Here is an 11,929-nt window from a genome sequence, read left to right as displayed (position 1 = left end):
CACCGCGGCCGGGCGCTGCGTGCGCTGGCGCCGGCGCTGCGGGTGCTCGCCGCGCGCGCCGAGGGCTGAGCGGGGTCAGATCGCGTACTCGGCGTGGACGTCGCGGGTCCGCTTGTGCTCGAACCAGAACGACAGGAACGGGATCGTCCCCGCAAGCGCGGTGAGCAGCGTGCGCGTCGCGGGCCAGCGGGCCTTGATCGCCAGGTCCAGCGTCATGAACAGGTACAGGATGTAGAACACGCCGTGCGCCTGACCGATGTAGGTGAACCACTCGGGCGCGTCCGAGGAGTCGGCCAGGATGAGGTACTTGTAGATCATCTCCACGGTGAGCACGAGCAGCCACACACCGGTGATCCAGGCGAGCACGCGGTAGCGCTTGAGCGCACCGGCGACCTTCCCGCCCGGGTCCGGCCTGCGGTTGTCGGTCTGCGGCGTGGTTGCGGCGGTCATGAAGCGGATCTCTCCTGGTGGTTGCCGCCGGCCGCCCGATCCTTCCGGGCCAGCTCGGCGAGATAGGCGTTGTACGCGTCCAGGCCCTCGTCACGGGCCCGGACGTCCGCGGCGGGTCGACGGGTCGGGAGCAGGTCGGCGGGGATCTCCGTCAGGACGCCGAAGCGGTCCCGGCCCGACCCGTTCTTCCCGGCGGCCGGCAGGTCCGCCGCGCGGGGGTCGGCCTCGTCGTCGTCATCGTCGTCGGTGCCCCGTGCGCCGGCGGTACCGACCGAGGCGGAGGCCCAGTCGTCCTCGGCGGCCTCCATCCGGACGTACTTGAGGTACGCGTAGATGAGGAAGCCCCCGAGGAACGGCCACATGAACGTGTACCCGAGGTTCTGGACGGTGCCGCTGGCTTCCTGGTAGCGGGCGAGCTGCCACAGGCCCATCCCGATGCACACGATCGCGCCGAGGACGACGAACGCGATCCACGCCGGACGGTGCTTGACCGAGGACGGCGCCGGATCCGCGGACGCGGCCTCGTCTCCGGTCGCTCGGGAACTCAGGGTGTCGGACACGCCTCCACGGTACCGCTGACCACGCGGTAAGCTCATCTCGCCCGGTACCCCCGGGTGACGCGCCCGTGGCGGAATTGGCAGACGCGCTGGATTTAGGTTCCAGTGTCTACGGACGTGGGAGTTCAAGTCTCCCCGGGCGCACAGGTCTCTCCACTCGGACCGGGTGATCAGGATGTCGGGTGATGAGGATGAGCAACCGGACAGTCGCGAGTGCGGCGGCCGCGGCGCTGATCCTGGCGGCCTCGGTGATGAGTGGCTGCGCGGAGTCGGATCTCGCGGTGAACGGGGGACTCCCGTGGACGGACCCCCGTGTCGCGGCGCCGCTCGAGCCTCCGGCGGAACCGTCCCCGGTGGAGGAGCGGACGAACGCGCAGCGCAGCGAGAACGGGCTCCCGCCCCTGGACGCCAGCGATAAGCTCCGCGACAGTGCCTGTGCGAAGGCGGACGACATGATCGCGAGGGACTATTGGGCGCATCACGCGCCTGACGGCAGCGGCGGCCCGGGCGCCTTCATCCGCGAGGCCGGCGTCGATTACCACAGGGCAGCGGAGAACCTCTTCTATTCGTCCACCGGCGGGCCCGACCCGGTCGCCCAGTGGATGCAGAGCCCGGGCCACAGGGAGAACATCCTCGACCCGGACTTCACCCGCGTGCGTGTCTGCATGCGGACCGCCGCCTACCAGGACCTGCCGGAGGCGCATCTCTACGTCCAGCACTTCGCCACCCCGATGGCGGAGAGGTAGCCCGGGCCGCCGGCACGGGGCTCGTCGGCACGGGGGCTCGTCGGCGCCGGCTCGTCGGTACGGTGCGGGCATGTGGTTCGACAACTGGCCTGACGTTCTCCGCGTCCTGCTCGTCGGCGCCGCCGCCTACGCGTTCCTCGTGCTGGTGGTGCGGGTGTTCGGCAAGCGCACCCTGACGCAGCTCAACGCCTTCGACTTCGTCGTCACCGTCGCGCTCGGTTCCACGCTCGCGACCATCATCCTCAGCTCCGACGTGTCCTGGACCGAGGGCGCGATCGCGATGGCGTTGCTCGTCGTCCTGCAGTACGCCGTCTCGCGGCTGAGGAGGTCGCGGGCCGGGCGGGCCGTCCTCACCGCCGACCCGACGCTGCTCGTGCGCGACGGCGTCTTCCTCGACGACCAGATCGCCCGCCACCGCCTCACCCACGCCGACATCCGCCAGACCATCCGCTCCTCCGGCGTCGGCGACCTGGGCGACGTCGCGGCCGTCATCCTCGAGAACGACGGCAGCATGAGTGTCATCACCGGGTCGTCGCTGGGCGACGGATCCGTCCTCGAGGACGTCCCGGGGTGGGCGCGGCAGCACCGGGGCTGACGGCGGCCGAGCCCGGCTGACCGCCGCCTCATCCCGACAGCGCGGCCAACACGTCCTCGGCGATCTCGTCCGCCGGCCGCGAGATCGGGCAGACCATGCCGTACTCGTCGGCCCCGACCGACTCCAGCGTGAGCACCTGCGACTCAAGGATCCGATCGGATGCGAAGTGGCCGCGGCGGGCGGCGAGACGGGCGGCGATGAGTTCCGGATCGGTGCCGAGCTCGACGAAGAACACCGGGCGGCGAACGTCGCGCAACACATCGCGATAGGCGCGGCGCAGCGCCGAGCACGCGACGACGAGGCCGCGGTCGGGCCCCGGCGCCTCCGACCCGCGCGGGTGGTCGTGGTCCCTCATGCGGTCGCGGACCGCCTCCAGCCACGGCCAGCGGTCGTCGTCGGTGAGGGGGTCGCCGGCCGCCAGCTTCCGCCTGTTGTGCGGAGGGTGCAGGTCGTCGGCATCCACCAACTCCGCTCCCGTTCGATCGGCTATGACCCGCGCGACCGTCGACTTCCCGGCCCCGGAGACCCCCATGACGACGATGTGCGGACCGGGCGTCTGGCCGGACCCTCCGGCTGCTGAGCTCCTCGTCGTCGTCACCACCTCCCGAGGGCTCAGATGGTGAAGGCCAACGATCCGAGGATCGCCCGGCCGAGATCCTCGTCCCCGGTGACCTCCACGCCGTGACCCGGCTCGGCGGTGATGCGGCCGGTCGTCGCGCGCACGAAGGTGGCCGTGTCGAAGACCAGCTCGACGGTGGGCCGCGCGGCGTCGTCCACGTCGGCGAGCCGCGCGCGTCCGTCGACGACGACGTCGGTGACCAGCGGCAGATCCGCGTCGTCCTCGCCGACGACGCGGAACCGGACACGCGACCCGTCGGGGGCGCCGGCGCCCTTCCCGACGATGCGCGGCAGGGCCCGGACGATCTCCTCGACGGCGAACCGCCCGGTGTCACCGCCGAGATGGTGCTTCATGCCGAGCGCCTGCCGGATGTCGTCCTCGTGGACCCAGCAGTCGAAGACCCGCACCCCCATGAAGCGCCGGTAGGGGACATTCCCGACGGGGGACCCGGTCTCCGCCTCGAGGTCCGCGGCGGACATCTCCGCGAGCTGTTCCGTGCGCTCGGCGACGACCTCCCGGAAATCGGCGAACGCGTCCTCGACCGCCAGCGACCGGGCCTCCTGGACGAACTTCTCGTTGAGCTCACCGATCGGGTTGCGGACGTACTCGCGCACCGACTCCGGCAACTCGATGTCCGGGACCGGCTCGCCGGCGAGCATGTGCTCGGTGCCGGCGATGTGCGCGACGATGTCGCGCACGGTCCACCCCGGCAGCGCCGTCGCCGCCGTCCAGTCGTCCTTCTTCAGGCCCGCCAGCACCTCGTCGAGGCGCTTCCACTGCTGCACCAGGTGGCGCACCTCGACGGGTGCCGTGTCGCTCGACTCGCTGTCCATGCCGCCGAGGCTACTGGCGTCGCGCCCGGCCGGTGGACGATCGCGCGGGTAGCGTCGGGCGGGCAGCCGAGTAGTGCCCGGACCGAGCCGCCGGGCGACGACCCGCCGGGAGGCCCGACCGCATGCCGACCACCACGTCACAGAACGACCGCCCCACCCTGGCGATCCTGGGGGCCGGGGGTGATCTCACCGAGCGCCTCCTGCTCCCCGGCCTGGGCTCGCTCCTGGCGCGCGACCCCGGGCGGGACGTCACCGTCGTCGGATCCGGCCGGTCCGGTATGGACGACGACGAGTGGCGCGGACTCGTCCGGTCGGCGCTGCGCGAGGGCGGCTGCGGACCGGATCAGGCCGACCGGATCGCGGCGACGACTCGCTTCGTCGCCCTGGACGTGACGGACGCCGACGCGTTCGCCGACTTCATCGACGGGCTCGACGGCCCGGTGGTGCTGTACTTCGCCCTGCCCCCGGCCGTCACCGCCACGGCGTGCGAGGGACTGCGCGGCCGCCCACTCCGCGACGACGTACGGTTCGCGGTCGAGAAGCCGTTCGGCACCGACCTCGCCTCGGCCCGCGACCTCAACGCGCTGCTCCTCGACCTCGTCCCCGAGGACCGCGTGTACCGCGTCGACCACTTCCTCGGCGACGCGAACGTCCTCAACATCCTCGGGATGCGGTTCGGTAACCGGGTCCTGGAACCCGTGTGGACAGCCGAGCACGTCGAGCGCATCGACGTCGTGGCCGACGAGACCCTCGCCCTCGAGGGCCGTGCCGGCTACTACGACTCGACCGGTGCGCTGGTCGACATGCTCCAGTCGCACCTGTTGCTCGTGACGGCGCTGGTCACCATGGAGGCGCCCGCGCGACTCGACGCCACCGAACTGCACGACCTGCTCGCCACCACCCTCCGGTCCACCCACGTGTGGCGGGACGACCCGTCCGCGTGCTCTCGTCGCGCCCGCTACACGGCCGGCAGGGCGGGCGGCCGTGACGTCGTCGCCTACACCGACGAGGAGGGCGTCGATCCGTCGCGGGGGACCGAGACGCTCGCCGAGGTGGTGCTCGAGGTCCGGAACCAGCGCTGGGCGGGAGTGCCCGTGCGGCTCCGGTCAGGCAAGGCACTGGGTGAGGACTCGATGCGGGTGACGGTGACGTTCCGGCCGCCGCCACACGTTCCGGAGGCGTTCGCGGGCGGGGCCCCGCCGAGCCGGCTCACGATGGGCATCGCGCCCGGCCGGGTGGCACTCGACCTGGCGACCAACGCCTCCGGCGACAGTCTCGCGCTCGAGGACTCCCGCCTCGACACCGAGCTCGGCGACAGCGACCTGCTCCCGTACGGGGAGGTCCTCGGGCGGATCCTCGACGGGGACCGGCTCCTCACCGTCCGCGGCGACGTCGCCGAGGAGTGCTGGCGGATCCTCACCCCGGTGATCGAGGCCTGGGAGTCCGGCGCGGTCCCAATGGAGGAGTACGAGGCGGGCTCGGACGGCCCGGTCGAGGGGAACCCCGGGACGACGTAGGCCCCGGTTCCGCTGTGGAACCGGGGCCTACGGTCGATGACCGGGAGTCAGACCTTCCGCGCCGTGCGCGCGGCGTTCTCCTCCGTCATGTCGTCGGGCTGCCGGACGAAGTGCGCGATGCTCAGTGCCAGGCCTCCCCAGATGACGAGCAGGAACAGCACCATCATGATGATCGCTGCGGTGTCCATGGTTCAGCCCTCGTTTCGGGTGGTCTCGGTACGGTTGCCGCGCGTACCGGTGCCGGCCGTGCGGGTCGCGCTGGCCGCGTCGGCCCGGACGGGGGAGCCCGACGCGTCGAACTGGTCCTCGTAGAAGACGTCGCTTGGATCGTCGTCCGTCGCCGGCGGGCCGTCGAGGTGACGGGCCCCGCGCCAGGGCAGCAGGGACAGGATCACCGACAGCACCAGGATCGCGGCGATCATGCCCCAGCCCCAGACGCCGAGTACGGCGGCGTCGTAGCCCTCGTACGGCTCCGAGACCAGGCTGCGGATCTCGCCGAACAGCGCGTACGCCAAGATGAGCGGGGTGACGACCGCCATGCACACGATCCAGATGGGGCCGACCTTGAACGAAGAGACCGAGTTGAGGTGGTCGCGCAGGGTGGGACCCAGGCGCAGCGCGAACATCACCACGATGAGGGCGATGAGCGCGATGCCCACGATGCCGATGCTGTTGGCGAACTTGTCCAGGATGTCGAGGTTCTGCAGGCCCGTCTCGGTGGGCATGAGCAGGATCGACACGATGGCCATCGGGCCGCCGATCGCCAACGTTGCGGTGGTGCGGGAGACGCCGACCTTATCCTGGAAGGAGGAGATGACCACCTCGACGATCGAGATCATCGACGTGAGGCCGGCGAGGATGAGGCACGCGAAGAACACGACGCCCCAGATGGGCCCGCCGGGCATCTGTGAGATGAGCGCGGGGAAGGCGATGAACGCCAGGCCCGGCCCGCCGCTGACATCGTCCCAACCCGCACCCGCGGCGGAGGAGACCAGGAAGCCGAGGGTGGCGAAGACGCCGATACCGGCCAGGACCTCGAACGCGGAGTTGGAGAAGCCCACCACGAGACCCGAGCTGGTGAGGTTCGACCGGCGCTTGAGGTACGACGAGTAGGTCAGCATGATGCCGAAGCCCACCGACAGGGAGAAAAAGATCTGCCCGTAGGCGGCGATCCACACACCGGGGTCGGTCAGCACGCCCCAGTCGGGCGTGAAGAAGTTGTTGAGGCCGTCGGCGGCCCCCTCGAGAAACAGGGACCGGATGACCAGGGCCGCGAACAAGACGATCAACAGCGGGATGAAGATCTGAGCGGTCCGGCCGATGCCCTTCTGAACTCCCGCGATGAGGACGCCGAGAGTGAACAGCCATACAACGACCAACACGCCCGTGATGAGCGGCACGAAGTCCAGGCCGAAGCCGGACCCGGCGCGGAGGAAGTCCTCCGAGAAGAAGGTGGCGGTTTCCTCATAGGTCTCGCCCCAGCGGCCGTCGACGGAGAACCAGGCGTAGCAGGCCGCCCATGCGAGGATCACCGCGTAGTAGACGGCGATCACGAAGGACACCAACACCTGGATCCAACCGATCGGCTCGGCGAAACGGTTCATGCGGCGGAAACTCAGGGGAGCGGAGCCGCGGAACCGGTGGCCGATGGCGTAGTCGAAGAACAGCAGGGGGATACCGGCGGAGAGCAGCGCGACCAGATACGGGATGAGGAACGCGCCGCCGCCGTTGTCGTAGGCGACGAAGGGAAAACGCCAGATGTTGCCGAGGCCGACGGCGGAGCCGATGGCGGCGAACACGAAGACGGAGCGCCCCGAGAAGGCCTCGCGTCTCCTGGTACCGCCCGTGGCGGCGGGTGTGGACATGGATTCCTCCTCAGCGGGGGAGCGGGCGGGTTCAGGTCTGAGCCGTGCTCCGAGTCCCCTACTTCTAGTCGGACGGTTGCCATTTGGTGATCGAATCGACGCAAGTCGGGTACTCGGTCACGTGGCTGGTGTGATTAGGGTAATCCCATGAGGCACCAATTAGGAGGGCGGACCGCGAATCGGCTGCTCGTCGCCGCGGCGCTCGTGACGCTCACCGTCGGCGCGGGCTCCGTCGCCGCCTCCCCGCGGACGCTCGCGCCGGGCGGGCCGGCGGTTCCGACCGTGGTGGCGCCCGTCGAACCGGTGGCCGCGTCCGTACCGCCCCCGGCCGTCCTGACGCCCACGGACGTCGTGCGCGAGACCGGCCGGTGGTTCTCGCACGGGCGCACGCTTGAGCTCCGGCCGGACGGCACCGGTACGTTCGCCGTTTGGATGGGGGCGTTCGACGGTCACCTCGTGCAGCTGCGGCTGATCCCCGCGCCCGGGGCAGCGACCGTCGCCGAGGTCGTGGCGATCGACCGGGTGGGGGAGGGGGCGCTCGCGCCGGACGAGACGCCCGGTATCGGTGGCCTGGTCACCGTGTCGTTCGGGCAGGCCGCGCGGGCCGCCCACGTCGAGTGGTCGTCCGGGCCGCGCCGGTTGGCCGCCGATCTGTGCGCTGCCGAAGGGTTGGACGCGCGGGCCATGGAGGAGCTGCGCTGCGGCGCCTGATCGCGGCACGGCAGTGGCGACGCGTCGTCCCGTACCGGGTCGCGGGCGCGTCGGCAGCGCACCCGTATGGGCTGGACGACACGCCCTGGTGGCCCGAGAGTCCCTGAAAACGATGTAACAATTCGATAACGGCGCTAACGCAGAACCTGAGGGTGGCCTCACCTGTAGATATGAGGCGCGCGTCATGTCTTTTTGTGGCGGGCATCACCGCCGCCGACCGGCGGCTGACCCGCGATTCGGTCGGTCGTACCCCCGCAATCTGAGGGGCACCTCAACTTTGTGTGGCACTCTGTGCGCTGCGCCGAAACCGGTCACCGATTCCGGCGATGTCCCTGACGCAGTGCCAAGGAGTTCCACACGTGACGATCGACGACCGCGACCTCACCCCCCGCCCGATCGAGACCGGGTTCGCGGCCCGTAGCGCCGCCCGCGCCCTCGCGGACGAACTCCGTGAGGGTACGGCCTATGCGCTCGCCTTCGGCGGGCAGGGGATCGCCTGGCGCGACGCGCTCAGCGATCTCATCGACGGCACGGGGATCGGGCCGGAGCTCCAGGACCTCGTCGACGCCTCCGTCGCCCTCACCGAGCCCGTCCATGACGAGATCGCGGTCGTGCGGACCCACGGCTTCCGGCCCATCGAGTGGGCCAACACCACCACCGGCGAGGACGAGGACGCGGCTGACCTGCCCGACGACGCCTCCCTGTCGGCCGCCGCGGTCTCCCTCCCCGCGGTCCTGCTCACCCAGATGGGTGCACTGCGCGCCCTCGCGGCCGAGGGCTTCGACGTCAACGACACCGCCCCGGCGGCGGTGGTCGGACACTCCCAGGGCGTGCTGGCCGTGGAGTCGGTGGAGACCTTCGGGTCCATCGACGACCGGCTGCTGGCCGTCGCCGAGCTCATCGGCGCCGCCGCCACCCTGGTCGGGCGGCGCGTGGGTCTGTTCCGCCGTGGCCAGGCCAGCCCCATGGTCGGGGTGTCCGGGATCGACGGCGAGGCCCTGCGATCGCTGGTCGACGAGCTGTTCTCGGACGTCGACGCGTCGATCCGCCCGTCGGTCTCCATCCGCAACGCGCAGCGCCGCCACGTCGTGGTCGGCCGACCGGACGACCTCGAGGACCTGCGTCGTCACTGCGCCGACCTCGAGGCCGAGTCGCGTCGTCGTCGCGAGGCAAAGCTCACCGGCGGCGAGGTCTTCGCCCCCGTCTTCGACCCGCTCGACGTGGAGGTCGGATTCCACCACCCGGCGATGGCGCCGGCGGTCGAGATCGTCTCCCGCTGGGCCCGCGCCTGCGATCTGGACGTCGAGCGCGCCGTCCACCTGGCGCGCCAGGTCTTCATCGAGCCGGTCGACTGGGTCGAGGAGATGGCCGAGGCCCTGCACTCCGGTGCCCAGTGGATCCTCGACATGGGCCCCGGCGAGGCGCTGACCCGCCTCAACCGGTCCGTGGTCCGCGGTCAGGGCGTCGGCGTGGTCGCCGCGGCCACCCGCGGGGGCCTGCGCAACCTGTTCACCCCGGGCGCCACGCCGCCCATCGAGCGGCCGTGGACGGCGTTCCAGCCGCAGCTCATCACGCTGCCCGACGGCAGCGTCCACGTGGAGACGTCGTTCACCCGCCTCACCGGGCGCTCGCCGATCCTGCTGGCCGGCATGACGCCCACCACCGTGGACCCGCAGATCGTCGCGGCGGCGGCCAACGCCGGCCACTGGGCCGAGCTCGCCGGCGGCGGTCAGGTCTCCGAGGCGATCTTCGCCGAGAACACCCGCCGTCTGGCCGAGCTGCTCGAGCCCGGCCGCAGCGCCCAGTTCAACTCCCTGTTCCTCGACCCGTACCTGTGGAAGATGCAGGTCGGCGGCAAGCGCCTCGTCCAGCGGGCCCGGGCCGCGGGCATCCCCTTCGACGGCGTGATCGTCACCGCGGGGATCCCCGAGCTCGACGAGTCGGTGGCCCTCATCGAGGAGCTGACCGAGGCAGGCCTGCGGCACGTCAGCTTCAAGCCCGGCACCGTCGCGCAGATCCGCCAGGTCGTGCGGATCGCCGCCGAGGTCCCGCACATGCCCGTCATCGTCCAGGTCGAGGGAGGGCGCGCCGGCGGCCACCACTCGTGGGAGGATCTCGACGCCCTCCTGCTGTCGACCTACGGCGAGCTGCGCGAGCGCCCCAACGTCGTCCTGTGCGTCGGCGGCGGCATCGGCACCCCCGAGCGGGCCGCCGACTACCTCACCGGCTCGTGGGCCAACGCTCACGGCTACCCGGCCATGCCGGTCGACGGCATCCTCGTGGGTACCGCCGCCATGGCGACCCTCGAGGCCACTACCAGCCCCCAGGTCAAGCAGCTGCTCGTGGACACCACGGGCGTCGACGCCTGGGTGGGCGCGGGCCAGGCCGAGGGAGGCATGGCCTCCGGCCGTAGCCAGCTCGGCGCGGACATCCACGAGATCGACAACACCGCCGCGCGCACCGGACGCCTCCTCGACGAGGTGGCCGGCGACGCCGAGGCCGTGGCCGCCCGTCGCGACGAGATCATCGCGGCGATCAACGGCACCGCCAAGCCCTACTTCGGCGACCTCGACTCCATGACCTACGAGCAGTGGCTGCGTCGCTTCGTCGAGCTCTCGCTCGCCGCCGGCGCCGACGGGTCGGTCGCCGGGGACGGCGACTCGTTCGACGTGGGCGGCGACTTCGCCGCCGCCGTCGCCGACGGCACCCGCTCCGTGTGGCTCGACCCGACCATCCGCGAGCGCTTCCACCGCATGGTCCAGCGCACCGAGGCCCGTCTCGACGCCGCCGACAGCGGCCGCATCCGCTCCGCGTTCCCGCGCGTGGAGTCCATGGAGCGCCCGGCCGAGGTGATCGACGCCCTCGCCGCCCGCTACCCCGAGCTCGCGAGCGCCGTGCTGCACCCGGCCGACGCCGCCGAGTTCCTCGACATCTGTCGCATGCCCGGCAAGCCCGTGCCGTTCGTCCCCGTCGTCGACGCCGACGTGCGCCGCTGGTGGCGCTCGGATTCGCTGTGGCAGGCCCACGACCCGCGCTACGACGCCGACGCCGTGTGCGTGATCCCCGGCACCACCGCCGTGGCCGGCATCACCCGCGTCGACGAGCCGGTCGGTGAGCTCCTCGACCGCTTCGAGGCCGCCACCGCCGACCGGGTCCGCGGCTACATGCCCGACACCGAGGCCGTGTCGAGCCGCCGCCGCGGCGTCGTCACCACCGCCAGCGGCCCCGTCGCCGACGTGCTCAACAGCCCCGACGTCACCTGGGCCGGCCGGCTCGTCGTGAACCCGGTCCATCGCCTGGGCGTCCTGCACGCGTGGGAGATCGACGCCGACGGCATCGGTCGCCACCCGGTCTCCGGCGCCGTCCTCACCCCGGACACGGACGGGCAGACGGTCGACCTGACGCTGCCGATCGGCCCGGCCGAGATGACCATCACGCTCACCGTGGGCGACGCCGTGGCCACCGGTGCCGCGCCCGTCGTCACCGACGACGCCGCCGAGTCCGCCATGCGCACCCTGCTGGCCACCGCCGCCGGTGTCGGCCGCGGGGGAGCGGGCGGCACCCGGATCGACGCGCTGCCCGAGGTCACCGACGGTGTCGCCACCGCCCGGTTCACCTTCGAGCCGACCCTGGCCACGGACCACACGGGCGTCACCGCCGGCAGCCTGCCCACCTCGCTCATGCCGTCCGCCGGCGTCCCGGACGCCCTCGTGGGCGCCGCCTGGCCGACCGTCTTCGCCGTGCTCGGTCAGACGCGTCGCCCGCGCGGCACCGGCACGGTCGTCGAGGGGCTGCTCGACCTGGTCCACCTGGACCACGGCATCCGCATGCACGCGGCGCTGCCGCAGGAGACGACCGACCTCGTCGTCGTCGCCCGGTCCGGCGGTGTCCGCGACACCGACCTCGGCCGCGTCGTCGAGGTGTCGGTCGAGGTGGCCGCGGAGGCGCGTGACGGCTCCCGCACCCCGCTGTGCACCCTGTCGGAGCGCTTCGCCGTCCGTGGCCGCACCGGCGGCGCCGAGGTCGGCGACCCCCG

The 11,929-nt window shown here is 71.7% G+C and carries 11 protein-coding genes and 1 tRNA gene; 6 read left to right on the top strand and 6 right to left on the bottom strand.

Annotated features, from left to right (window positions below):
- Window positions 1–75 precede the first annotated feature (75 nt).
- Both HMPREF3086_RS12130 and HMPREF3086_RS12125 read right to left on the bottom strand, forming a co-directional pair.
- Window positions 76–450 (bottom strand): DUF3817 domain-containing protein, encoded by a 375-nt coding sequence (locus tag HMPREF3086_RS12130; protein ID WP_070722092.1) that lies wholly within the window; start codon window positions 448–450, stop codon window positions 76–78.
- A complete protein-coding gene (locus HMPREF3086_RS12125; RefSeq protein ID WP_070722090.1) occupies window positions 447–1,010 on the bottom strand; it encodes a hypothetical protein in 564 nt (187 codons plus the stop codon). Before HMPREF3086_RS12125 ends, HMPREF3086_RS12130 begins: the two co-directional genes overlap by 4 nt.
- A 59-nt stretch (window positions 1,011–1,069) precedes the next feature.
- On the opposite strand from HMPREF3086_RS12125, the gene HMPREF3086_RS12120 reads away from it, so the two are divergent.
- From HMPREF3086_RS12120 to HMPREF3086_RS12110, 3 genes are all read left to right on the top strand, one after another.
- Window positions 1,070–1,151 (top strand) — tRNA-Leu (locus HMPREF3086_RS12120).
- Between the two features lie 47 nt (window positions 1,152–1,198).
- Entirely contained in the window at window positions 1,199–1,753 is a 555-nt protein-coding gene (locus HMPREF3086_RS12115) for a CAP domain-containing protein (RefSeq protein WP_168169089.1), read from the top strand.
- A gap of 70 nt (window positions 1,754–1,823) precedes the next feature.
- Entirely contained in the window at window positions 1,824–2,348 is a 525-nt protein-coding gene (locus HMPREF3086_RS12110) for a DUF421 domain-containing protein (RefSeq protein WP_061229717.1), read from the top strand.
- Window positions 2,349–2,376: 28 nt separating this feature from the next.
- Here the strand turns inward: HMPREF3086_RS12110 and HMPREF3086_RS12105 are convergent, their stop codons facing one another.
- Together HMPREF3086_RS12105 and HMPREF3086_RS12100 are read right to left on the bottom strand one after the other, a co-directional pair.
- A complete protein-coding gene (locus tag HMPREF3086_RS12105) occupies window positions 2,377–2,946 on the bottom strand; it encodes a gluconokinase (RefSeq protein WP_083324429.1) in 570 nt (189 codons plus the stop codon).
- Window positions 2,947–2,960: 14 nt separating this feature from the next.
- On the bottom strand, window positions 2,961–3,800 hold the full coding sequence (locus tag HMPREF3086_RS12100; protein ID WP_070722085.1) for a maleylpyruvate isomerase family mycothiol-dependent enzyme: 840 nt from the start codon (window positions 3,798–3,800) through the stop codon (window positions 2,961–2,963).
- Window positions 3,801–3,922: 122 nt separating this feature from the next.
- Here HMPREF3086_RS12100 and HMPREF3086_RS12095 point away from each other — a divergent pair, with 122 nt between their 5' ends.
- Window positions 3,923–5,317, top strand: a complete 1,395-nt coding sequence (locus tag HMPREF3086_RS12095) for a glucose-6-phosphate dehydrogenase (RefSeq protein WP_070722083.1) — start codon at window positions 3,923–3,925, stop codon at window positions 5,315–5,317.
- A gap of 47 nt (window positions 5,318–5,364) precedes the next feature.
- Here HMPREF3086_RS12095 and HMPREF3086_RS18120 read toward each other — a convergent pair whose 3' ends face one another.
- Both HMPREF3086_RS18120 and HMPREF3086_RS12090 read right to left on the bottom strand, forming a co-directional pair.
- Window positions 5,365–5,505 carry a methionine/alanine import family NSS transporter small subunit gene (locus tag HMPREF3086_RS18120; RefSeq protein ID WP_082767821.1) on the bottom strand — a complete coding sequence of 47 codons (141 nt, stop codon included), beginning with the start codon at window positions 5,503–5,505 and terminating at the stop codon, window positions 5,365–5,367.
- A gap of 3 nt (window positions 5,506–5,508) precedes the next feature.
- Window positions 5,509–7,182, bottom strand: coding sequence for a sodium-dependent transporter (locus HMPREF3086_RS12090; protein ID WP_070722081.1), 1,674 nt, complete (start codon window positions 7,180–7,182; stop codon window positions 5,509–5,511).
- Window positions 7,183–7,329: 147 nt separating this feature from the next.
- Here HMPREF3086_RS12090 and HMPREF3086_RS12085 point away from each other — a divergent pair, with 147 nt between their 5' ends.
- Both HMPREF3086_RS12085 and HMPREF3086_RS12080 read left to right on the top strand, forming a co-directional pair.
- On the top strand, window positions 7,330–7,893 hold the full coding sequence (locus HMPREF3086_RS12085) for a hypothetical protein (protein WP_070722080.1): 564 nt from the start codon (window positions 7,330–7,332) through the stop codon (window positions 7,891–7,893).
- Window positions 7,894–8,252: 359 nt separating this feature from the next.
- Window positions 8,253–11,929 (top strand): fatty acid synthase subunit beta domain-containing protein (locus tag HMPREF3086_RS12080; RefSeq protein WP_141764076.1); only part of this gene is annotated, 3,677 nt, incomplete at its 3' end.

Origin of the sequence: Dietzia sp. HMSC21D01, from assembly GCF_001815995.1 — a bacterium.
GTDB classification, from domain to species: domain Bacteria; phylum Actinomycetota; class Actinomycetes; order Mycobacteriales; family Mycobacteriaceae; genus Dietzia; species Dietzia cinnamea.
This window is presented reverse-complemented; position numbering and strand designations above follow the sequence as displayed.